Here is a 22,602-nt window from a genome sequence, read left to right on the forward strand (position 1 = left end):
CGATGCAACCATGGCGTGCCGGCGTATCAGCGCGGCTTGCGGTATTCGTTGAAGTAGAAGCGGACCAGCGCGGAGGCGAACAGCAGACCGAGGAAGGCGGCGGCCACGACCATGGCCTGCCCGGCGGCGCTGCCGATCTGGCCGTCCAGGCCCAGGCCGATGAGCCGGCCGACCACCAGCACCGTGAGCAGCGACATGAGCAGGGCGCTGCGCCCGTAGGTGCGCACTACCCATCCGGGGAAATTGCGCACCAGATGCTGCATGAAATCCAGCGGAATGCTGCATATCAAGCACGCGCCGGCGGCAGCCAGTGAAGCCGCCACCACATCCCCAACCCCAATCCCGATCATGTCTTCCCGTCCGACCAAAAAGCGGCCGTCGAAGGCGGCCGCGAAAACAAGCAAACCGCTGATTCTACAGAAGATTTCGGGTTTGTAGCGAGCGCCGCGCGCACTGTTGCGGCGTCGCAGCGGATGCCTCAGCCGGTCAGCGCGGGCAGCAGGAAGATGCCGATCGTGCAGAGCATGCCGATGGTCCAGCAGAGGGTGCGCAGGGTGGCACGGTCGGCGATATAGCAGGCGGTATAAAGCACGCGCATCACGACGAACAGGATGGCCAGTTCATCGATACGGGCCTGCGGCGCTTGCAGATGGCTGGCCGTCAGCACGGCGGCGGCGAAGAAGGGAAACGCCTCGAAGTGATTCCGGTGGGCGAGGTCGGCGCGGCGCGCCCGTCCGCTCTGGCGGTCCAGCCAGGCGCGCGGGTCGTGATTGTCGAAGCTCTTGCCGCCGGCCTTGGCGATGGCGACCGTGGCCACGGGAAGCAGCCCCGCCAGCAGCACGCACCAGAAAGCGATCGGCATGATGTGGTCCTTTCGTTGTGGCCGGCCCCGCCGGAAAGCGGGGCCGGCGCGGCGAACGCCGCCGAAGGGCGTTCGCCGGTTGCGGGAAGGCCGCGCGCCGGGCGGCCGCGTCAGGCGGCGACCACGCGGATCGCCACGCCGGGCAGGCGCACCACCTGGCCGGCGCGGATCTTGGCGGTCTTGCGCGATTCCGGGGCGCCGTCGACGGTGACCTCGCCAGCGGCGACCAGCGCCTTGCCGGCGCCGCCGCTTTCACAGACGCCGGTCAGCTTCAGCAGGTCATTCAAGGCGATATGCTCGCCCTTGAGCGGAAAGGTAATGGACTGCATGGATGCTGCTTTTCCTCGCGGACAGGTTGGCGCCGGCGGCGCGGGTTCGACGGCTTACTTGCCCCAGCTGTCCTTGAGGCCGACGATGCGGTTGAAGACCGGCTTGCCGGGCTTCGAATCGACGCGGTCCGCCACGAAATAGCCGTGGCGCTCGAACTGGAAGCGGTCCTCCGGCTGTGCCTCGCGCAGGCCCGGCTCCAGGTAGGCGGTGACGACCTTCTTGGAGTCGGCATTGAGCGCGTCCAGGAAGTTCTTTCCGCCCGCGTCGGGATGCGGGTCGCTGAACAGCCGGTCATACAGCCGCACTTCGGCCTCCAGCGCGTGCGGCGCGCTGACCCAGTGGATATTGCCCTTGACCTTGACGCTGTCCGCGCCCGGCGTGCCGCTCTTGGTCTCGGGCAGGTAGTTGGCATGCACGGCCACCACGTTGCCGTCTGCATCCTTGTCCACGCCCGTGCATTCGATCACGTAGCCGTAGCGCAGCCGCACCTTGTTGCCGGGGAACAGGCGGAAATAGCCCTTCGGCGGCGTTTCGTTGAAGTCCTCGCGCTCGATCCACAGCTCGCGCGACAGCGGAAACACGCGCTTGCCCAGCTCGGGCAGCTTGGGGTGCACGGGGGCCGAGCATTCCTCGCTCTGGCCTTCCGGGTAGTTGTCCAGGATCAGCTTGAGCGGATCGAGCACCGCCACGCCGCGCGGCGCGCGGGCATCGAGGTCGTCGCGCACCGCGCCCTCGAGCGTGCTCATGTCGATCCAGCTGTCGGACTTGGCCACGCCGACGCGGTCGCAGAACAGCTGGATCGATTCGGGGGTATAGCCGCGCCGGCGCACGCCGACGATGGTGGGCATGCGGGGATCGTCCCAGCCGTCCACGCGGCCTTCGTTGACCAGTTGCAGCAGCTTGCGCTTGCTGGTGATGGCGTAGGTCAGGTTCAGGCGGGCGAATTCGTACTGGTGCGGCAGCGGCTCGGAGAGCGCGCCGCAATCGCGCAGCTGGGCCAGCACCCAGTCGTACAGCGGGCGGTTGTTCTCGAACTCCAGCGTGCACAGCGAGTGCGAGATGTTCTCCAGCGCGTCCGAGATGCAATGGGTGAAGTCGTACATCGGATAGATGCACCACTTGTCGCCGGTCCGGTGATGGTGGGCGTGGCGGATGCGATAGAGCACCGGGTCGCGCATCACGATATTGGGCGCGCTCATGTCGATCTTGGCGCGCAGCACGTGTTCGCCGTCGGCGTACTTGCCGTCGCGCATCTCGCGGAACAGCCGCAGGTTCTCCTCGACGCTGCGGTCGCGGAACGGCGAGGGCTTGCCGACCTCGGCGAAGTTGCCGCGATTGGCGGCGATCTGCTCGGCGCTCTGGCTGTCGACATAGGCAACGCCGCGCTCGATCAGCTTCTCGGCGAAGGCGTAGAGCTGGTCGAAGTAGTCGCTGGCGTAGTACAGGTGGTTGCCGCCTTCGTCCTCCCAGCGGAAGCCCAGCCAGTGCACCGCGTCGATGATGGAATCGACGTATTCGGTGTCTTCCTTGACCGGGTTGGTGTCGTCGAAGCGCAGGTGGCAGCGGCCGCCGTAGTCGCGCGCCAGGCCGAAGTTCAGGCAGATGCTTTTGGCATGGCCGATATGCAGGTAGCCGTTGGGCTCCGGCGGGAAACGGGTGATGACCGGCGGCAGCGGCTGGCCCTGCGCGTTCTTGCGGCCGGCGTAGGAACCGGCGGCGAGATCCTGGTCGATGATGCTGCGCAGGAAGTTGGAGGCGGCGGGCGTGCTGTCGTTGGCTTTCGGGTCGTGGCTCATGGTTGCGCCGTGGTGCGGCTCGATGTGCTGGCGGGTTAGGCCTGGTATGTCGTTGCTAGGCGTTGGGTGCCGGCGGTGCGCGTCCGGGGCCGATGGCCCCGCGCACGCCGCAATACCGCATAAAACGCCGGATCAAGGATTTTACCGTGCCGGCGGCCCGGTGCGCTCGAATCGGTTGAGGGGCAATGTCCGCGCTGCTCGTCGTGATGGCGCCGGTGGCCGCGCGATGGCCGCCTGCGCCGGCGGGGATGCCGCGTTAGCATAGGCGGGAAACGTCAGACTCGCGCTTGCCTCTCGCGCCTTCCTCTCGCGCTTCCGGCCACCATTCCCTTTCCGAAGGTCCGCCATGCCATCTTCCTCTTCCGCCGCGCCGTCCACGCCCGCCACTGTCTTGCCGGCCGATGCGCTGGCCGAACTGTGGCGCGGGGCCGGCATGCCAGCGTCCGCGCTGGCGCAACTAGCGCTATCCGGCGCCGACCCGATACTGCCTTCGTCCTTCGCGGTGGGCACCGCGGCGCAGGCCAGCCTAGGCGCCAGCGCGCTGGCGGCGGCAGCGCTGTGGCAGCAGCGCACCGGCCGCTGGCAACGCGTCGCGGTGGACATGCGCCATGCGTGCGCGGAATTCCGCAGCGAACGCCATCTGCGCGTCGATGGCGGGCCGGCGCCGGAACTGTGGGACAGGATCGCCGGTGCGTACCGCTGCGGCGATGGACGCTGGGTGCGCCTGCATACCAACTTCCCGCACCATCGCGACGGCGTGCTGCGCATCCTGGGCTGCGCGTGGGACCGGGAGGCCGTGCAGACAGCGCTGTCGGGATGGGAGGCGGAGGCGTTCGAGACCGAGGCGTCGCGCGCCGGCCTGGTCGTGGCTGCCATGCGCACCTTCGACGAATGGGACCGGCATCCGCAGGCGCTGGCATTGCAGGGCATGCCCGCCGTCACGCTGGAGCGCATCGGCGAGGCACCGCCGCAGCCGCTGCCCGCGCTGCCGCGGGGCGCGGCCCCAGACATCGCGCGCCCCTTGTCCGGTGTGCGCGTGCTGGACTTCACGCGCATCATCGCGGGTCCGGTCGCCGGCCGCACGCTGGCCGCCCACGGCGCCGACGTGCTGCTGGTCACCGCCGCCCACCTGCCGGCGATCGCGCCGCTGGTCATCGATACGGGCCGGGGCAAGCGCTCCTGCCAGCTCGATCTGCGCGATGCCGAGGACAAGCGCACGCTGCATCGGCTGCTGCACCGCGCCGACGTGCTGGTGCAGGGCTATCGTCCCGGTGGCCTGGCCGACCTGGGGGTGGGTCCGGAGGCAGCCGCGCGCGCCCGGCCGGGCATCGTGTACGCGTCGCTGTCTGCGTACGGCCATGTCGGCCCCTGGGCGGGAAAGCGCGGCTTCGATTCGCTGGTGCAGACCGCCACCGGGTTCAACCATGCGGAAGCGCAGGCCGCCGGCGCCGAAGCGCCGCGGCCTCTGCCCGCGCAGGTGCTGGACCATGCAGCGGGCTATCTGCTGGCCTTCGGCGCGATGGCGGCGCTGCATCGTCGCGCCACCGAGGGCGGAAGCTGGCTGGTGCGGGTGTCGCTGGCCCAGACCGCGCAATGGCTGCGCGGCCTTGGCCGGGTGCCGGCCGGCATGTCGGTGCCCGACCCGGGGCAGGAGGAAGTGAGGGACTGGCTGGAAACGGTGCCGTCGGGTTTCGGTGAACTGACCGTCGTGCGGCACGCCGCCTTGCTGTCGGAAACGCCGGCGCGCTGGACGCTGCCTTCGGTGCCGCTCGGCACCCATGCCGCCGAATGGGCGCCGTGGCCGTGACAGCGCGGGCCGGGCGGCGGCTTCAGTACAGCGTCTGCCGCACGCGCTCGGCCAGCGTCGCGTCGTAGGCCGCGCCGTCGATGGCGTTGCGGCTCAGGTCCGCCAGCATCGTGCCGGTGCTGGGCAGCGCGCTGCGCGGAATCTGTGCGTCCGGTTTCCACAGCCGCGAGCGCACCAGCGCGCGGGCGCACTGGAAGAACACCGTGCGAATCGCGATCACCAGCACGGTGGTGGGCAGCTTGCCGTCCACCGCAAACTGCGCGATCAGTTCCGGATCGGTCGAGACGCGCGCGGTGCCGGCCACGCGCAACGTCTCGTCGACGCCGGGCACCAGGAACAGCAGCCCCACACGCGGATCCCGGACGATATTGCGCAGGCTGTCGATCCGGTTGTTGCCGCGCCGGTCCGGCAGCAGCAGCGTGCGCTCGTCCAGCACCTTGACGAAGCCCGGCGCGTCGCCGCGCGGCGAGCATTCGGCGATCTCCTGTCCTACCGTCGACAGCAGGCAGAACGGCGAAGCCTCGACGAAGGCGCGGTAGTGCGGGTGCAGGTAGTCGACCTCCTTGGCAAGCGAAGCCTGGGCGGGCTCGGCGTACAGGGCTTCGAGATCGGCGATCGTGGCGACGGTGTGTGCGGTCATGGTCTGGACTGGGGACATTGCGCGAGGGAGTAAGGCGGACAGCCTCGTTTATACGCGAAGCGCCGCCTGCTGTGCCGCTACAGCGTGACCGTGCCGCGGCCGATCTCGACCACGCGGCCGCCGACGCGGATGGCGCCGTCGCTGGCCACGTCTAGCAACAGCCGGCAGCGACGGTCCACCGCCTCGCCCTGATCGACGGTGAAGCGCGCGGGCAGGGCATGGCCTGTCGCCTGCAGCCAGCCGCCGAGATTGGCGCAGGCCGAGCCGGTACCCGGGTCCTCGGCCACGCCGCCGCCCTGCTTGGTGAAGAAATAGCGGGCCAGCACGCGCGACGGGTCGTCCGGATCGAAGGCGAACACGTAGGCGGTCTTGCGGCCCAGGCTGCTTTGCGGCCACGCCTCCAGGCGTGCGCTGTCCGGCTGCGCCCGGCGTACCGCGTCCAGGCTGTTGACCGCGACCAGCAACTGGTCGGCGCCGGTGTCCACCCACATCGGCGCGCGCAGCAGATCGTCCGCACGCAGGCCCAGCAGCGATGCCATCTCCGCATCAGGCAGCCCGGCCGGCGCGGTCTTCGGCGCGCCGCTGTGCGGGGCGGTGAACGTCCACACGTCGCCGTCGGCGGTGACCGGGACCACGCCCGCCTTGAATTCCAGCTTCAGCGCGTCGCCGGTGCCGCGCAGCTCGCGCACCACGTGGGCCGTGCCGATGGTCGGATGGCCGGCGAAGCGCATCTCGTAGCCGGTGGTGAAGATCCGCACCTGCGCGTCGGCCTGGCCGGAGGGGAAAATGAACGTGGTCTCGGAGAGGTTGAACTGCAGCGCCAGCGCCTGCATGGTGGCATCGTCGAGCCCGCGCGCGTCCTCGAACACGCACAGGGGATTGCCACCGAAGGTCGATTCGGCGAAGACGTTGAGCAGGCGGAAGGCGTAGGTGGTCATGGCGCTAAGGCGTGGATGTGCAGACGCCAGTGTAGAAGCGGTACCTGCGCGCGCCATAGACAGTTGCGCAGGCTGCGATCAGGCCAGTTGTCCGGGCCGGTCCGGAAGTTCGGGATACCTTCAAGGACAAAGCGAGACGATCTGGTTCAACTGTGCGCACGCCGCTGCGAAAACAGCCGGCGAGGCTTGCTTCCAAGGGTGAGGTTTGGCGTGCCGTCCCTTCCAGTCGAACGATTCAGGCTGATGAGCCAAAACATAGGCAGTCGTCTTACCGTGTCCGGATAAGGGAATCGCGAAAGGATTGGATTCGTTGTAGCCGACCGTCGTCATGGGCAGGCCGATCACGATGCCGGTCCGCGCATTGAACACCCGGGGCGTCAGGACCAATAGCGGATGCCGGCCCTTCATTTCACGGCCAATCTGGGGATTGCACTCGATCCACACGATGTCCCGACGATCGGGAACCCAGTCGGCTTTTGGCACGGTTACATTGCCTCCGCACCCACTGGCGAAGTGGCCATGACTTCGCCGCCATGCAACTCGGGGTCAAAAAGCGCCAGCTTCTGTTCGAGCGTCATGGCCTGTGTTCCTATGGGCTTGACCGAAACGCCGATGTCTTCCACCACCACTTCGACCTCCTGTCCCTCTGAAAAGCGCGCCGCACGGGCTACCGATGATGGGATCCGAACCGCGAGGCTGTTACCCCATTTCTGAATGGTCAACCTGGCTGACCTTGTCATGTGAGGCTCCAAGTTTGCACCGCATTCCGGGGAGACTGGGTGCGTTTCAACGATGTTTATACATTCGGAGCGCACAATCCACAAGGCCGCGCCAAAAGCCCAAAAAAACGCCGGCCCAAGGCCGGCGTTTCCTTCGCTGCGGGCGTCGTCGTCGGGCTTAGAAGCCCACCGCCTGGCCATCCCGGCGGCTGTCGCTGGCGGCGACGTAGCCGTGCTCGGGGTCGTCCGACATGCGCCAGATGAATTGGCCGGAGCCGAAGTCCATATACGGATCGTCCACCGACTTGAGCTGGTGGCCGCGCGCCTTCAGGCCCGCGACGGTGTCGGCGTTCATCGTGCTTTCCACGTCCAGCGTGAAGTCGCGGTTGACTTTCCAGCGCGGCGCGCAGCAGGCCGCCTGCGGCTGCTGGCCGTAGTCGAGCATGCGCACCACGGTCTGCAGGTGGCCCTGCGGCTGCATGTCGCCGCCCATCACGCCGAAGCTCATCACCGGGTGGCCGCCCTTGGTCAGGAAGGCCGGGATGATGGTGTGGAACGGGCGCTTGCCGCCGGCCACCACGTTGGCGGACTTCGGATCCATCGAGAAGCCCACGCCGCGGTTCTGCAGGCTGATGCCGGTGCCCGGCACCACCACGCCCGAGCCGAAGCCCATGTAGTTGGACTGGATGAACGAGATCATCATGCCGTTCTCGTCCGCGGCCGTCAGGTAGATGGTGCCGCCAACCTTGGGCATGCCGAAGCCGAAATGCGTTGCCTTCTGCATGTCGATCAGCTTGGCGCGCGACTTCAGATAGGCGTCGTCGAGCATCTGCTCGGGTGTGACCTCCATGCTGCGCGGATCGGCCACGTAGCGGTACAGGTCGGCGAAGGCCAGCTTCATCGCCTCGATCTGCAGATGCTGCGAATCGAGCGAATCCACGGGCAGCGAGCCCACGTCGAACTGGTCGAGGATGCCCAGCGCCATCAGCGCGGCGATGCCCTGGCCATTTGGCGGGATCTCGTGCAGTTCGTAGCCGCGATAGGACTTGCTGATGGGCTTGACCCAGTCCGGACGATAGTCGCGCAGGTCGTTCAGCGTCATCGCGCCGCCGCACTCCTTGCTGAAGGCGGCGATCTTCTCGGCGATCTCGCCTTCGTAGTAGGCCCGGCCGCCGGTCGCGCCGATCTTGCGCAGCGTCTCGGCGGCGGCCTTCATCACGAACTTCTCGCCGGTCTTCGGCGCGCGGCCGTTGGGCATGAAGGTGTCCGCGTAGCCCGGCTGGTCCTTCAGGTCCGGCACGGCGGCCGCCCACTTGTGGGCGACGATGGGCGGCACGGCGTAGCCGCGCTCCGCGATCTCGATGGCGGGTTCCATCAGGTCCGCGAACGGCAGCTTGCCGAAGCGCTCATGCAGCGCGGCCCAGCCGGCGATCACGCCCGGCACGGTCACGGCGTCCCAGCCGCGGATCGGGCGCTTGGCGATGCCGTTGGCCTCCTCGCCGTACTTGTTCTTGAAGTAGTCGGGATTCCAGGCGGCGGGCGCCACGCCCGAGGAGTTCAGGCCGTGCAGTTCCTTGCCGTCCCACAGGATGGCGAAGGCATCGCTGCCCAGCCCGCACGAGACCGGCTCCACGATGGTGATCGCCGCGGCGGCGGCGATGGCCGCATCGACGGCGTTGCCGCCCTTGAGCAGCATGCGCAGGCCGGCCTGTGCGGCCAGCGGGTGCGAGGTCGAGACGACGTTGCGCGCGAACAGCGGAATGCGCGTCGACGGGTAAGGGTTGGTCCAGTTGAAGTTCTGCATGATTGGTCCCTGTTATTCCGCGGTGATCTTGCGATCCTTGATCAGCTTGCCCCAGCGCGCGCTGTCCTTCTTCACCATGGCGGCGAACTGCGCCGGCGTGCCGCCGACGGGCTCGGCGCCCAGCTTGCCCAGGCGTTCCTTCACGTCCGGTGCCTGGATGGCCTTGTTGAACTCGGCGTTGAGCCGCGCCACCACGTCCGGTGCCATGTTCTTCGGCCCGTAGATGCCGAACCAGGTATCGGATTCGAAGCCCGGCAGGCCCGATTCGCTGGCGGTGGGAATCTCCGGCGCCAGCGGCGAGCGCTTGGCGCTGGTCACCGCCAGCGCCTTGAGCTTGCCATCCTTCACGTGCGGCAGGCCCGAGACGATGCTGTCGAACAGCACCTGCACCTTGCCCGAAATCAGGTCGGGAATCGACAGGGCCGTGCCGCGATAGGGGATATGGGTGATGAACACGCCGGCCTGGGTCTTGAACGCTTCGGCGGTCAGGTGCACGACGGTGCCGTTGCCGCTGGAGGCGTAGTTCAGTTCCCCCGGATGCTTCTTGGCGTAGTCGATCAGCTCCTTGACGTTCTTCACCGGCAGGCTGTTGGGCACCAGCAGCACGTTGGTGGCCACCGCGACCTGGCCGATCGGCGTGAAGTCGGTCTCGGTGTTGTACGGCAGGCGCGTATTGATATACGGACCGATCGAATGCGTGCTGGTGGTGGCGATCACCAGCGTGTAGCCATCGGCCGGGGCCTTGGCGGCCATGTCGGCGCCGATCGCGCCGCCCGCGCCGGGGCGGTTGTCCACCACCACCTGCTGCCCGATGTTCGTGCTGACCTTCTGCGCGATGGCGCGCGCCAGCAGGTCGGTCGCGCCGCTGGCCGGGAACGGCACGATCAGGCGGATGGGCTTGCTCGGGAAGTTGTCCGCCAGGGCGGGCGCCGCGGCCAGCGTGAGGCCCGCGGCAAGGCTGGTGCCGACAAGGCGCAGCCAGTGTTTCATTGCGATCTCCGGTACAGGTGGGTGGGGGCCGGGCAGGAGCAAAGCTGGCGCGCGCGCCGGCCCTGACGCATTATTCCGTGCAGCCTGACATAATGAAAGTTAATATTTCTTGCTGAAGTCACAAGGTTTGCTTGAGTCAGCCGGCATTCCCGCCACCATCCCGCGCCCGCCGCCCCGCCCATGAGCACCATCCGTTTTCTCCGCACCTTTGTCGCAGTGGCCGAGCACGGCTCGTTCGCCGCCGCAGCCGCCCAAGTCGCGCTGACGCAGGCGGCGGTCAGCCTGCAGATGCGGGCGCTGGAGACGGAGCTGCGCCGCAGCCTGTTCGATCGGGCCGGCAGGGTGGCGGTGCTCAACGCGCAGGGGCTGGAACTGCTGCCGCAGGCGCGGCGCCTGCTGGAGGTCTATGACGAGATGCGGCTGCCGCGCGAGGCCCCGGACGCCATGGCCGGTGCCGTGGCGGTGGGGGCGGTGGTGTCCGTGATGGGCGGCCTGTCCCACGCGGTGGCCAGCATGAAGCGGCAGTACCCCGCGCTGGACGTGCGGCTGATCGGCGCCAAGTCCATCGAGCTGGCGGCGGACGTGGAGGCCGGCGCGCTCGATGCGGCCATCCTGGTGGAAGGGGCGGGCAAGGTGCCCGGGACGCTGCGTTGGACGCCGCTGTACCAGGAGCCGCTGGCCGTGATCGCCGCGCGCGGCAGCGCCGGCCGCGACGCGCGCGAGGCGCTGGCGCTCAATCCCTTCCTGCGCTTCGATCGCAGCCAGCGCACCGGCATGCTGGTGGAGCGCGCATTGCGCCGGGCCCACCTGCCGGTCAACGAATTCCTCGAGCTCAACTCGATCGAGGCGCTGGTCGAGCTGGTGCGTCAGCAGGTGGGGGTGACCGTGGTGCCGCTGCTGCAGCGGGCGCGCTGGCGCGACGACGAGGCGCTGCGCGTGCTGCCGCTGACGGTCGGCGGCGCGCCGGTGCTGCGCACCGTCGGGATGCTCGAGCGGCGGGACCATGCGCGCCGCCATATTACGGAGGCCGTGCGGCAGGCGTGCAGCGAGCTGTTCGGCGAGGCGGACACAGCGGCATGAAAAAAGGGAGGTGTCTCGCGACACCTCCCTTCGTCGTCCGCGCGGGCCCGGACAGGGCCCGCACCGACCGTCTTACTCTTCCTGGAACGCTTCCTCGCGCTTGGCCTTGATCGAGGGCAGGGCCACGATCAGCACCAGCACGGCGGCGGCGATCAGCAGGCTCATCGACAGCGGACGCGTCACGAACACCGTGAAATCGCCACGCGAGAGCAGCAGGGTACGGCGGAAGTTCTCTTCCATCATCGGCCCCAGCACGAAGCCCAGCAGCAGCGGCGCCGGCTCGCACTTGAGCTTGATGAACAGGTAGCCCACCACACCGAAGGCCGCGGTCTGGAACACGTCGAACGTGGTGTTCTGGACCGAGTAGACGCCGATACAGCAGAACGTCAGGATGGCCGGGTACAGGTAGCGGTAGGGCACCTTCAGCAGCTTCACCCAGATGCCGATCAGCGGCAGGTTCAGCACGATCAGCATGAAGTTGCCGATCCACATCGAGGCGATCAGGCCCCAGAACAGCGCGGGGTTGCTGGTCATGACCTGCGGACCCGGCTGGATGTTGTGGATGGTCATCGCACCGACCATCAGCGCCATCACCGCGTTGGGCGGAATGCCCAGCGTCAGCAGCGGGATGAACGAGGTCTGCGCGGCCGCGTTGTTGGCCGACTCCGGACCCGCCACGCCTTCGATGGCGCCCTTGCCGAATTCCTGCGGATAGCGCGAGCTCTTCTTTTCGAGCGTGTAGGCCGCGAACGAAGCGAGCGATGCACCGCCGCCCGGGAGGATGCCCAGCGCCGAACCGAGCACCGTGCCTCGCAGCACCGCCGGAATCATGCGCTTGAAGTCCGCCTTGGTCGGGAACAGCGTCGTGATGTGGTCGGTGAAGGTCTCGCGATGCTCCTTCTGCTCCAGGTTCGCGATGATTTCCGCGAAACCGAAGATACCCATTGCCACGGAGACGAAGTTCAGGCCGTCGGTGAGCTCGGGCACGTCGAACGAGAAGCGCGCCGCACCGGAGTTCACGTCGGTGCCGACCAGACCCAGCAGCAGGCCCAGCACGATCATCGAGATGGCCTTGACCAGCGAACCCGAAGCCAGCACCACGGCACCGATCAGGCCCACCACCATCAGCGAGAAGTATTCGGCGGGGCCGAACTTGAACGCCAGTTCCGACAGCGGCGCGGCGAAGCCGGCCAGCACCAGCGTGGCCACGCAACCGGCGAAGAACGAGCCGATGCCCGCGGTGGCCAGCGCCACGCCGGCACGGCCGCGGCGGGCCATCTGGTGGCCGTCGATGGTCGTCACGACCGACGACGATTCACCGGGCAGGTTGACCAGAATGGCCGTGGTCGAACCGCCGTACTGCGCGCCGTAGTAGATACCGGCCAGCATGATCAGCGCGGCCACCGGCGGCAGCGTGTACGTCACCGGCAGCAGCATGGCGATGGTCGCCAGCGGTCCGAGGCCGGGCAGCACGCCGATCAGCGTGCCGAGCAGGCAGCCGAGGAAGCCGTACGCGAGATTCTGGAAGGTCAGGGCGGTGGAAAACCCCAGGCCCAGGTTGGATAGCAGTTCCATGTGGCAGTCTCCTTAGCCCGAAATGAAGGCCGGCCACACCGGCATCTGCAGGTTGATGCCGTAGACGAACGCGCCAACGCTGATCAGCACGAGGATGATGGCGTTCAGGATCGCCCCCTTCCAGCTGAATTCGTGGCTCGCCATCGAGGACACCAGCACCAGCACGATCACCGACAGCACCATGCCCAGCGGCTTCAGCAGCAGGCCGAACAGCACGACCGAGCCGAGAATCCACAACAGGATCTTGATGTCCCAGTGGGCCATCTTGTCCTCTTCGCCCTTGCTGGACATTGAGCCGATCAAGACCAGTACGCCAAGCAAGGCAAGGACGACGCCCAGCCAGAACGGGAAATATCCCGGACCCATTTTCGCGGCCGTTCCCATGGAATAGCCACGCGCGACCCAGGAAAAGCCGAATCCGACCAGGATGAACATCAGGCCGGAGGCAAAGTCCTTTTGGCTACGTATGCGCAAAATGATTCTCCTCGAAAGACAAAAAAACCTGTGCGGTGCACCGATTTTGCGGCGCACAAAAAGTGCGCGCGCGACGGCCGTTCCGCTGGCAGGGGGGAAGGTAAGGGGCGTTCCTTTCAGCCACCTTTCAGATGTCTGCAAACTTGATCAATGCGAGGGTATCTCCCTAGCTTCGGCGACCCTGCGCCGAGGCACCACGGTGCCCGGTGGAGGCCGGGCCTCGTGCTCCGTATTCCCGGCGCGGTGCTGCGGCGGTCAACGCCGGTCTTCAATCGCACGCGCGACCGTCCGCCCGGCGCTGACGGCCAGCGCCGCCATGCCCGTCGACAGCGAGCCGCCTTTGCCGGTCAGAAGGGGGCGCACCAACTGTCCCCACACGGAGACCCGGGGGGCGGACCGCCGCGCCAGCGCGCCCTCGCTGGGCGGCGTGCCGTCCCGGTCGAGCCACAGGCGCGGCTCAATGCTCCGCACCGCCTCGATCAGCACGTTAAGCTGCGGCCCCACTTGCTCGGCGTACGCTTCCTCGAGCGGCGCGAGGCAGGCCACGACCAGCGGGATGCGGCGCTGCAGCTTGCGCAGCGCCTTCGTAGTGCCCGCGATCGGCTGGCGGCCCGTGGCGCCCTGGATCTCCCATGGCGGGCTCGCGCAGGCGCCCACGGCTTCGGCGTACTCCTGCAGCACCTTGCAGGCCTGCCACAGCGCACCGTTGCGCTCGACCATGCGGGTAAGCTCGCGTTCGCACTCGCGCCCACGGGCCGTGATCCGCAGCAGTGTGGTGTTCCGTGCCGCCTCGATGCACCGGTCGACCTGCTGCAGCTTCTCCCGCGTGTCTTCCAGTGCCTGGTCCCTGATCCTGCCCGGGATCGTGCCATTCGCCCCGTCCTGCGAGTGATCTTGCGGGGTGTTCCGCGCCCGTGCGTTCTCGGCCGAGGCGTTGGCGTAGAAAGACTCGATGATTGCCGTCTTCAACTGGTTCTGCTTATCGACGCTACGTTGAAGGGCCCGCTCCTCGGTCTCCTGGATGTTCCGCCGGCCTGCATAGATGAGGGGATCGAGAATATGTGGAATGACAAGATCCAGCGCCAGCAACCCGCAAGCGGCGCCCGTGCCGGGTCGCAGGTCGCTCTTGGCGGCCCAGGGCGCAAGGATCGGATAGACCGCGACCAGTTCTCGCATGCGGTCCGCGTACGAACGTGTCATCTCGATCTCCGCCGCGCGGCGCGCGAGCGCGCCCCGATGCCGCTCCTCCAGCAATGGCCGCAGCACCGGAAACGCCGCGCGGACAAGATCGGTGGACGTCAATTCGCGTGGTTGTGTCTTCAGCTCGTCCATCCGCGCCTTCAGCGTGCGGGGGTGCGGCGGTGACAGCACCAGCCCGGCCACCGCCTCGGCCACCGCTTCGCATATCTCCGCAATGACATACGACTTGTCTTCGCCGTCTTCGCCGAGCATGTGAACCTCTTCCTTCCGGTTCGGCTGCCATGCTTCCAGTCCGTCCGCGAGGGCCACGAGGTCCGATTGGTCAATGCCGTCGCGCTGCTGAGGATCGATTGCGGTATCGCACTGGCGCACCAGCGCCGCGATGGCGTTCGGACAGCTGTCGCCATGGAGCAGCATCGCTACCTGATGCCGGTTGTATGCCTTGACGAAGCTGCGGAAGATGGCCGGGCGTGACAGATAGCTGGCGCACATGCGGGCCAGCGTGCTGTCGTCGAAATAGCGGCCGCTGCCGGCGTGCGCGGCGAGCTGGGCGCGCAGGAAGTGACGCAGCAACCCGAGAAATTCGCGGCGGCGCCTTTCGTGGATCAAGTCCAGCCGGTTGTCCCGCACGATGCACACCATCTGCGGGCTGGTGTGTGCATCGTGCGACTGGAAAAAGCTGCAGACTGCATCCAGCGCGTCGTGAAACACTTCCAGCACACGGCTGCGCGTGGGCTTGACCGGCAAATGCAGCGCCCTGTCGCAGTCGGCAAGCTGGCTCTCCAGCGCGTCATCGGACAGGTCGGCGTCGGGCCCTGGGACCAAGGCATTACGCAGGTGCGCCCAGGTATTGCCATAGTCGGAAGCCGGCTGCGCCCAGATTCGGATGCCGTCCTCCTTGCTGGCCATGGTGCCTTCGCGCGCGACCCGATCCAGCAGCAGCCGCAAGCCGCCCGAGGGCGACGATTGCTTCCCGGACGGCGCCACGCCAAGGAACCGGTCGATGGCCAGTGAGTTCTCCTGCGTCAGGGCCTGCTGGCACAGCGTGTCGATCTGGCGCAGCAGCGCGGCAGACACAAAGCTGCCCCGCGCGATGCGCTCGCCTACGGTGAAGCCTTCGCCGCGGTCGCCCGGCAGGCGGGTCCGGCCTTGTTCGACGCGGGCCCGCACGGCGGCGCCGGTCTGGGCCTCGATATGGCGCAGCAACGTGCGCAGAGATGCGGCATTGGCGTCCCGGTGCTGGCGCGTCTTGCACACGCGAAAGAGACGATGCAGGCAGCTCGCCAACGCCATCGAGCAGCGGCGCTCGAAGCGCAGCGCGCCGCTGCCATCGGCGGAGATCACCAGGGCCGAGGCACCCTGGGACGCGTGGGACGCAAACGGGCGTAGCGCGATGCCGACCGTCATGGCGCGCTCCCGCAGGTGGAATCGGCGCGCTGCGCCGGGATGAAAACGCGGCGGCCCGGATCGGGCTGCGTGAAAGGGTCAGCGTGAGACATGCAGGGCTCCTGTGGATATGGCAGGAGGCCAGCATGCGCATGTGGCGGCCGCGGTCCTTTAGCAATCCGCGGCTCGCCTTTCACGCGCCGGCGCGCGGCGACGCATTTTCAGACTGCCTTGGGACGGGCGTGCCGCAAACGAAAACGGCCCGCCGAAGCGAGCCGTCGCAAAGGGGGCGGGGCAGAGATCAGTCCACCTTGGCGCCCGACACCTTGACGATCTGCGCGTACTTCTTCAGCTCGCGCTGCACCAGCGCGCCGAATTGCTCCGGCGTCGTCGGCGCGGCCTGCGCGCCCAGGCGGGCCATGCGCGCGGCCATGTCCTCGGTCTTGAGGATCGCCACGATCTCGCGGTTCAGGCGGGTGACGATGTCGCGCGGCGTATTGGCCGGCGCGAACACGCCGAACCAGGTGGAGATGTCGAACGTCTCCAGCCCCACCCCCTTGCCGGCCTCGGCGATGGTCGGTAGCTCGGGGAACGCGGCCGCGCGGGCCGGCGTGGTCACCGCGAAGGCCTTGAGCTTGCCCGCCTTGATATTGGCGGTGGCCGAGGCCAGGTTGTCGAAGATCAGCCCGGTCTGGCCCGACAGGACCGACAGCTGCGCGGGCGCCGCCCCGTTGTAGGGGATATGGACCATGCTGACCTTGGCCAGGCTCTTGAACAGCTCACCCGACAGATGGCCGGCGCTGCCGTTGCCGCCCGAGGCGTAGTCCAGCTTGCCCGGGTTCTTGCGCGCGTATTCGACCAGGTCGCGCACGTTGTTGATATGCAGCTCTGCCGCCTTGCCCGGATGCATCACGAGCACGTTCGGCACGTCCGCGACCAGCGTGATGGGCGCGAAGTCCTTGACCGGGTCATACGGCATCTTCGCGAACAGCGTCGGATTGATCGCGTGCGTGGCCACGGCGCCCATCACGATGGTGTAGCCGTCGGCCGGGGCCTTGGCAACGTAGTCCGCGCCGAGGTTGCCGCCGGCGCCCGGCCGGTTCTCGATCACGATGGGCTGGCCCAGGCTGTCCTTGAGCTTGTCGCCGATGGCGCGCGCCACGCTGTCGAGCGGACCGCCGGCGGGATAGGGCACGACGAACTTGATGGGTTTGCTCGGGTAGGGGGCGTCGGCCGCGGCGGCGGACAGGGCGGCGGGCAGCGTGGCGGCGACGATGGCCGCGGCAAGCAGTCTCTTCAGCATGGGACGGTGGGACAAATAGGAGGTTGGGAATCTTGGGAGCGGAGCGGGCGCCGGCGGGTCCGCCGGCGCCTCGTGAACGGATACGGGTGCGGGACGGCCTAGCCCGGGCTTACTTGATGCCAATGCCGCGCGCCATCATGACGGCGCACAGCGGCAGCAGGATCAGCAGATGCGCCTCGATCATGACCCAGCGCCGTGCCGCCTTGATCTCCTCCGGGCCGGGCGCGAAGCCGGGATTGGCGCGCGCCTGCCTGCGCCAGCGCTGGAAGCGCAGCGTGGGCGGCAGCGAGCACAGCGCGATCAGCACGAACACGGTCATCTTGGCGTGGAACCACGGGTTGGGCAGGTAGAAGTCCACCCCCTTGGCGCCGTAGAACAGCCGCGCCAGGCCGGTGGCCAGCGCGGCCATGGCGGACACGAAATAGACCAGGTCGTAGATCCCCACGCGCCTGAGCGCGCCGCCGGTCAGGCCGGGGCGCAGCACCACGGCTTCGGCCGCCAGAAAGGTCACCAGCAGGAAGATGGCGCCGAAATGAGCGAAGGCGAGCAGGGCATCGGTCAGCATGGGGTCTCCTGGCTACGTATGGGTACGGGATACGTGCGGCATCGTTTGTCGTTCTTGTTCCACCGCCGCGACAGGCCGCCAGCGAGCGGCCCGTCCCGGCGGGCGCGCTACAGCACGCCCTTGGCGCGCAGCGCGGCGATCTGCTCCGGCGCGTAGCCGAGCATCTCGCCCAGCACCGTCTCGGTGTGCTCGCCCAGCAGCGGCGGATGGCGCAGCGCCTCGGGCGGGGTCGCGCTCATCTTGATCGGGCTGCCCACCAGCTTGACCTCGCCGGCGCTCGGGTGCGGCAGGTCCACGCGCAGGCCGCGCGCCTGCACCTGGGCGTCCTCGAACACATCGTCCAGCGTATTGATCGGGCCGCACGGCACGCCGGCGGTTTCCAGGTCGGCGATCCACTGGGCGCGGGTGCGCGGGCGCACCATCTCGGCCAGGATCGGCACCAGCGTGTCGCGGTTGGCCACGCGCTGCGGATTGGTGGCGAAACGCGGGTCGGCGGACAGCTCGGGCCGCCCGCCCGCATCGACGAACTTGCGGAACTGGCCGTCGTTGCCCACTGCCACGATGATCCAGCCGTCGGCCGCCTGGAAGGTCTGGTAGGGAACGATGTTGGGATGGGCATTGCCCCAGCGCCGCGGCGCCACGCCGCTGGCCAGGTAGTTGGTGTTCATGTTGGCGAGCATGGCGACCTGCACGTCGAGCAGCGCCATGTCGATGTACTGGCCCTCGCCGGTGCGGTCGCGGTGCGCCAGCGCCGCCAGCACCGCGATGGTGGCGTACTGGCCAGTCATCAGGTCCGAGATCGCCACGCCGGCCTTCTGCGGCCCGCCGCCGGGCAGGTCGTCGCGTTCGCCGGTCAGGCTCATGAAGCCGCCCATGCCCTGGATGATGAAGTCGTAGCCGGGACGCGCGGCGTACGGGCCGGTCTGGCCGAAGCCGGTGACCGAGCAATAGATCAGGTCGGGCTTGACCTGCTTGAGCGATTCGTAGTCCAGGCCGTACTTCTTCAGTTGGCCGACTTTGTAGTTCTCCAGCACCACGTCGCTCTGCGCCGCCAGTTCGCGCACCACCTGCTGGCCCTCGGGCGTGCTGATATCGCAGGTCACCGAGCGCTTGTTGCGGTTGGCTGCCAGGTAGTAGGCGGCCTCCGCGGTGTCCTGGCCCCGCTCGTCCTTGAGCCAGGGCGGGCCCCACGTGCGGGTATCGTCGCCGGCGCCCGGGCGCTCGATCTTGATGACGTCCGCGCCGAAGTCGGCGAGGTTTTGCGCGCACCATGGCCCGGCGAGAACACGGGTCAGGTCGAGGACGCGGAGATGGCTTAAGGCTCCCATGGGTGCAAGGCGGTGAGATCTGAAACGGGGCGGCAGGCACGCCGGGAGCGGCATCGGCGCCGCCGGCTGGCGGCGGCGCGTCGGCGGGGTCCGGCGCGGACAGGCAGCACTGTACCACCCGCGGGCCCCCGGGCGCACTTGCGGCCCCCGCGCACGCATGCCGCGCGCCGGGTCTTCCCCGTATAATCAACGGTTTGCAAATCCGATCCGACCCCGCGCCCCGCAAGCCGCGCGACGCCCCGCCAAGAACATGAAAGTCTCCGACATCCGCAGCAAGTTCCTGCAGTTCTTCGAATCGAAGGGCCACACCGTGGTCCGCTCGTCGAGCCTCGTGCCGGCGAACGATCCGACGCTGCTGTTTACCAATTCCGGCATGGTGCAGTTCAAGGACGTGTTCCTCGGCACAGACAAGCGCCCGTACAGCCGCGCCACCTCGTCGCAGCGTTCGGTGCGTGCCGGCGGCAAGCACAACGACCTGGAGAACGTGGGCTATACCGCCCGCCACCACACGTTCTTCGAGATGCTGGGCAACTTCTCGTTCGGGGACTACTTCAAGCGCGATGCGATCCAGTACGCCTGGGAACTGCTGACGAAGGTCTACCAGCTGCCGGCGGAAAAGCTGTGGGTCACCGTCTACGCGGAAGACGACGAGGCGTACGACATCTGGGCCAAGGAGATCGGCGTGCCTGCCGAGCGCATCGTGCGCATCGGCGACAACAAGGGCGCCCGCTACGCGTCGGACAACTTCTGGCAGATGGCCGATACCGGCCCGTGCGGCCCCTGCTCGGAAATCTTCTACGACCACGGCCCGGACGTCTGGGGCGGCCCGCCGGGATCGCCGGAGGAAGACGGCGACCGCTATATCGAGATCTGGAACCTCGTGTTCATGCAGTTCAACCGCGACGAGCAGGGCAATATGCCGCGCCTGCCCAAGCCGTGCGTGGACACCGGCATGGGCCTGGAGCGCATCGCCGCGGTGCTGCAGCATGTGCACAGCAACTACGAGATCGACCTGTTCCAGGCGCTGATCAAGGCCGCCGCGCGCGAGACCGGCACCAGCGACCTGGCGAACAATTCGCTGAAGGTCATCGCCGACCATATCCGCGCCTGCTCCTTCCTGATCGTCGACGGCGTGATTCCCGGCAACGAAGGCCGCGGCTACGTGCTGCGCCGGATCATCCGCCGCGCCATCCGCCACGGCTACAAGCTGGGCCGCAAGACCCCGTTCTTCCACCGCATGGTGGCCGACCTGGTCGAGCAGATGGGCGCCGCCTACCCGGAACTGGCCGAGGCGCAGCCGCGGGTGGTCGAGGTGCTCAAGGCCGAGGAAGAGCGCTTCTTCGAGACCATCGAGAACGGCATGTCGATTCTCGATACCGCGCTGGCCGACCTGAAGGCCCGCGGCGGCAAGACGCTGGACGGCGAGCTCGCGTTCAAGCTGCACGACACCTATGGCTTCCCGCTGGACCTGACGCAGGACGTCTGCCGCGAGCAGGAAGTTTCGGTGGACGAGGCGGCCTTCGACGCCGCGATGACGCGCCAGCGCGAGCAGGCCAGAGCCGCAGGCAAGTTCAAGATGGCGGCCGGCCTCGAATACACCGGCGCCAAGACCACGTTCCACGGCTACGACAAGCTCGCCGTGGAGAACGCCACCGTCGCGGCCATCTATGTCGAGGGCGCCGCCGTGCAGGAAATGCAGGCCGGGCAGCACGGCGTGGTGGTGCTGGACCACACGCCGTTCTACGCCGAGTCCGGCGGCCAGGCCGGCGACCAGGGCCAGCTGAAGGCTGGCGCCGCCGTCTTCACCGTCGTCGACACCACCAAGGTCCAGGCCGACGTGGTGGGCCACCAGGGCACGCTGGCAGGCGGCACGCTGAAGGTGGGCGATCCGGTGGTGGCCGCGGTGGATGCGGAACGCCGCGCCCGCACGATGCGCAACCACTCGGCCACGCACCTCATGCACAAGGCGCTGCGCGAAGTGCTGGGCAGCCACGTGCAGCAGAAGGGCTCGCTGGTCGACGCCGACAAGACGCGCTTCGACTTCTCGCACAACGCGCCGATGACGGACGAGCAGATCCGCCGCGTCGAGGAACTGGTCAACGCCGAGATCCTGAAGAACGAGGACACCGGCGCCGAGATCATGCCGTTCGACGACGCGGTCAAGAGCGGCGCGATGGCGCTGTTCGGCGAGAAGTACGCCGACGACGTGCGCGTGCTGTCGATCGGCTCGTCGAAGGAGCTGTGCGGCGGCACCCACGTGGCCCGCACCGGCGACATCGGCCTGTTCAAGATCGTGATGGAAGGCGGCGTGGCGGCAGGCATCCGCCGCGTCGAGGCGATCACCGGCGACAACGCGCTGCACTACCTGCAGGCGCTCGACGCCCGCCTGAACGAGGCCGCCGCCGCGCTGCGCGCGCAGCCTTCGGAACTGGTGCCGCGGATCGTGCAGGTGCAGGACCAGGTCCGCGCGCTCGAGAAGGAGCTGGAGCGCCTGAAGAGCAAGCTCGCATCGTCGCAAGGCGATGAACTGGCGGGCCAGGCCATCGACGTCAAGGGCCTGAAGGTACTGGCGGCCCAACTCGAAGGCGCCGACGTCAAGACGCTGCGCGAGACCATGGACAAGCTCAAGGACAAGCTCAAGAGCGCGGCCATCGTGCTGGGCGCGGTGCAGGACGGCAAGGTCAGCCTGATCGCCGGCGTCACCGCGGACGCCACCGGCAAGGTCAAGGCGGGCGAACTGGTCAACTTCGTCGCCCAGCAGGTGGGCGGCAAGGGCGGCGGCCGGCCCGACATGGCGCAGGCGGGCGGCACCGAGCCGGCCAAGCTGCCGCAGGCGCTGGCCGCGGTGGGCGAGTGGGTGGCGGCGAAGGTGTGAGCCTTGCCGCCGCTGCGTGAATGACGATGGCGCCTTCGGGCGCCATTGTTTTTGATAGGGCGAAGCGCTGGGGCGGTTGCAGCGCTCACGCTGATCCCGGTCCTCCCGCCGGCGGGAGAGGGGAGCCCACCCCGGAGCCCACCCCGGAGCCAACCGGGGAACCAACCGCCGCACCTCCCGCGAACGTCGCCCGCACCGCGCTCAGCAGATCGATGGGCAGCGGAAACACGATAGTCGACGACTTGTCGCCCGCGATCTGCGTCAGCGTCTGCATATAGCGCAACTGCATCGCGGTGGGTTCCTTGGCCAGCATCTGCGCCGCCTCCAGCAGCTTGACCGACGCCTGCAATTCGCCCTCGGCGTGAATCACCTTGGCGCGCCTCTCGCGTTCGGCTTCGGCCTGCCGCGCGATGGCGCGCACCATCGACTCGTTCAGGTCGACATGCTTGATCTCGACGTTGGAGACCTTGATGCCCCAGCCGTCGGTCTGTGCGTCCAGCACCTTCTGGATGTCCAGGTTGAGCTGTTCCCGTCCGGCGAGCATCTCGTCCAGCTCATGCTTGCCCAGCACGGAGCGCAGCGTGGTCTGCGACAACTGGCTGGTGGCTTCGAGGAAATTGGCGACCTGGATGATCGCCAGCTGGGGATCGACCACCCGGAAATACACCACGGCGTTGACCTTGACGGAGACGTTGTCGCGCGAGATGACGTCCTGCGGCGGCACGTCCATCACCACGGTGCGCAGGTCCACCCTGACCATCTGCTGGACCGCCGGGATCACCAGGATCAGGCCGGGACCCTTGACCTTCCAGAAGCGCCCCAGCATGAACACCACGCCGCGCTCGTATTCGCGCAGCACGCGAAATGCCGAAATCACGAGCATGGCGACAAACAGGATGACAACGCCGGCGCTGATGCTCAATACCATGG

Annotated in this window: 20 protein-coding genes and 1 pseudogene; 4 read left to right on the forward strand and 17 right to left on the reverse strand. The window is 67.9% G+C overall.

Translation table 11 applies throughout. The features are described 5' to 3' along the window. Nucleotides 1-26 precede the first annotated feature (26 nt). Nucleotides 27-290 (reverse strand): hypothetical protein, encoded by a 264-nt coding sequence (locus LDO27_RS17425; RefSeq protein ID WP_224043156.1) that lies wholly within the window; start codon nucleotides 288-290, stop codon nucleotides 27-29. On the opposite strand from LDO27_RS17425, the gene LDO27_RS17430 reads away from it, so the two are divergent. Continuing rightward, a complete protein-coding gene (locus LDO27_RS17430) occupies nucleotides 262-438 on the forward strand; it encodes a hypothetical protein (protein ID WP_224043175.1) in 177 nt (58 codons plus the stop codon). The two genes, LDO27_RS17425 and LDO27_RS17430, sit on opposite strands and share 29 nt — an antisense overlap. A gap of 40 nt (nucleotides 439-478) precedes the next feature. On the opposite strand, the gene LDO27_RS17435 is transcribed toward LDO27_RS17430, so the two are convergent. The 3 genes from LDO27_RS17435 to LDO27_RS17445 all read right to left on the reverse strand — a co-directional run bounded on the left by LDO27_RS17435 (nucleotide 479) and on the right by LDO27_RS17445 (nucleotide 2,988). After that, complete coding sequence (locus tag LDO27_RS17435; RefSeq protein ID WP_222207737.1) at nucleotides 479-862, reverse strand: MAPEG family protein; 384 nt, start codon at nucleotides 860-862, stop codon at nucleotides 479-481. 110 nt (nucleotides 863-972) lie between these two features. After that, a complete protein-coding gene (locus tag LDO27_RS17440; protein ID WP_224043004.1) occupies nucleotides 973-1,191 on the reverse strand; it encodes an RNA-binding S4 domain-containing protein in 219 nt (72 codons plus the stop codon). Between the two features lie 54 nt (nucleotides 1,192-1,245). Further along, nucleotides 1,246-2,988: a glutamine--tRNA ligase/YqeY domain fusion protein gene (locus LDO27_RS17445; protein WP_224043005.1), complete on the reverse strand. Its 1,743-nt coding sequence runs from the start codon at nucleotides 2,986-2,988 to the stop codon at nucleotides 1,246-1,248. Between the two features lie 346 nt (nucleotides 2,989-3,334). On the opposite strand from LDO27_RS17445, the gene LDO27_RS17450 reads away from it, so the two are divergent. Then, nucleotides 3,335-4,795 carry a CoA transferase gene (locus LDO27_RS17450; RefSeq protein WP_222207731.1) on the forward strand — a complete coding sequence of 487 codons (1,461 nt, stop codon included), beginning with the start codon at nucleotides 3,335-3,337 and terminating at the stop codon, nucleotides 4,793-4,795. Nucleotides 4,796-4,817: 22 nt separating this feature from the next. Here LDO27_RS17450 and LDO27_RS17455 read toward each other — a convergent pair whose 3' ends face one another. From LDO27_RS17455 to LDO27_RS17480, 6 genes are all read right to left on the reverse strand, one after another. Next, nucleotides 4,818-5,435 (reverse strand): pyridoxamine 5'-phosphate oxidase family protein, encoded by a 618-nt coding sequence (locus tag LDO27_RS17455; protein ID WP_222207729.1) that lies wholly within the window; start codon nucleotides 5,433-5,435, stop codon nucleotides 4,818-4,820. 77 nt (nucleotides 5,436-5,512) lie between these two features. After that, complete coding sequence (locus tag LDO27_RS17460; protein ID WP_224043007.1) at nucleotides 5,513-6,373, reverse strand: PhzF family phenazine biosynthesis protein; 861 nt, start codon at nucleotides 6,371-6,373, stop codon at nucleotides 5,513-5,515. 120 nt (nucleotides 6,374-6,493) lie between these two features. Then, on the reverse strand, nucleotides 6,494-6,856 hold the full coding sequence (locus tag LDO27_RS17465; protein WP_224043009.1) for a type II toxin-antitoxin system PemK/MazF family toxin: 363 nt from the start codon (nucleotides 6,854-6,856) through the stop codon (nucleotides 6,494-6,496). Nucleotides 6,857-6,858: 2 nt separating this feature from the next. Next, on the reverse strand, nucleotides 6,859-7,113 hold the full coding sequence (locus LDO27_RS17470; protein WP_224043011.1) for an AbrB/MazE/SpoVT family DNA-binding domain-containing protein: 255 nt from the start codon (nucleotides 7,111-7,113) through the stop codon (nucleotides 6,859-6,861). Between the two features lie 157 nt (nucleotides 7,114-7,270). Continuing rightward, nucleotides 7,271-8,896, reverse strand: coding sequence for a gamma-glutamyltransferase (gene ggt / locus LDO27_RS17475; RefSeq protein WP_224043013.1), 1,626 nt, complete (start codon nucleotides 8,894-8,896; stop codon nucleotides 7,271-7,273). 12 nt (nucleotides 8,897-8,908) lie between these two features. Beyond that, complete coding sequence (locus tag LDO27_RS17480; protein WP_222207721.1) at nucleotides 8,909-9,886, reverse strand: Bug family tripartite tricarboxylate transporter substrate binding protein; 978 nt, start codon at nucleotides 9,884-9,886, stop codon at nucleotides 8,909-8,911. A 180-nt stretch (nucleotides 9,887-10,066) separates the two neighbouring features. Here LDO27_RS17480 and LDO27_RS17485 point away from each other — a divergent pair, with 180 nt between their 5' ends. Then, nucleotides 10,067-10,966 (forward strand): LysR substrate-binding domain-containing protein, encoded by a 900-nt coding sequence (locus tag LDO27_RS17485; protein ID WP_224043015.1) that lies wholly within the window; start codon nucleotides 10,067-10,069, stop codon nucleotides 10,964-10,966. A 72-nt stretch (nucleotides 10,967-11,038) separates the two neighbouring features. Here LDO27_RS17485 and LDO27_RS17490 read toward each other — a convergent pair whose 3' ends face one another. From LDO27_RS17490 to LDO27_RS17515, 6 genes are all read right to left on the reverse strand, one after another. Next, the gene (locus LDO27_RS17490; protein WP_222207717.1) at nucleotides 11,039-12,541 is read right to left on the reverse strand and encodes a tripartite tricarboxylate transporter permease; all 1,503 of its coding nucleotides are present in this window, start codon (nucleotides 12,539-12,541) and stop codon (nucleotides 11,039-11,041) included. A 12-nt stretch (nucleotides 12,542-12,553) separates the two neighbouring features. Next, nucleotides 12,554-13,015, reverse strand: coding sequence for a tripartite tricarboxylate transporter TctB family protein (locus LDO27_RS17495; protein WP_222207715.1), 462 nt, complete (start codon nucleotides 13,013-13,015; stop codon nucleotides 12,554-12,556). 255 nt (nucleotides 13,016-13,270) lie between these two features. Continuing rightward, the gene (locus LDO27_RS17500; protein WP_224043016.1) at nucleotides 13,271-15,622 is read right to left on the reverse strand and encodes a hypothetical protein; all 2,352 of its coding nucleotides are present in this window, start codon (nucleotides 15,620-15,622) and stop codon (nucleotides 13,271-13,273) included. A gap of 280 nt (nucleotides 15,623-15,902) precedes the next feature. After that, nucleotides 15,903-16,904 (reverse strand): tripartite tricarboxylate transporter substrate binding protein, encoded by a 1,002-nt coding sequence (locus tag LDO27_RS17505; RefSeq protein ID WP_224043019.1) that lies wholly within the window; start codon nucleotides 16,902-16,904, stop codon nucleotides 15,903-15,905. Between the two features lie 109 nt (nucleotides 16,905-17,013). Further along, nucleotides 17,014-17,469, reverse strand: coding sequence for a DUF2214 family protein (locus LDO27_RS17510; RefSeq protein ID WP_224043020.1), 456 nt, complete (start codon nucleotides 17,467-17,469; stop codon nucleotides 17,014-17,016). A 107-nt stretch (nucleotides 17,470-17,576) separates the two neighbouring features. Then, nucleotides 17,577-18,797, reverse strand: a complete 1,221-nt coding sequence (locus LDO27_RS17515) for a CaiB/BaiF CoA transferase family protein (protein WP_222207705.1) — start codon at nucleotides 18,795-18,797, stop codon at nucleotides 17,577-17,579. A 250-nt stretch (nucleotides 18,798-19,047) separates the two neighbouring features. Between LDO27_RS17515 and alaS the strand changes: the two genes are divergently transcribed. Beyond that, complete coding sequence (gene alaS / locus LDO27_RS17520) at nucleotides 19,048-21,672, forward strand: alanine--tRNA ligase (RefSeq protein ID WP_222207703.1); 2,625 nt, start codon at nucleotides 19,048-19,050, stop codon at nucleotides 21,670-21,672. 190 nt (nucleotides 21,673-21,862) lie between these two features. Here the strand turns inward: alaS and LDO27_RS17525 are convergent. Further along, a pseudogene (locus LDO27_RS17525) lies at nucleotides 21,863-22,600 on the reverse strand (slipin family protein); the annotation flags it as partial. Between the last annotated feature and the right edge of the window lie 2 nt (nucleotides 22,601-22,602).

This window comes from Cupriavidus respiraculi (genome assembly GCF_914271545.1).
In the GTDB taxonomy this organism is placed as follows: Bacteria; Pseudomonadota; Gammaproteobacteria; order Burkholderiales; family Burkholderiaceae; genus Cupriavidus; species Cupriavidus respiraculi.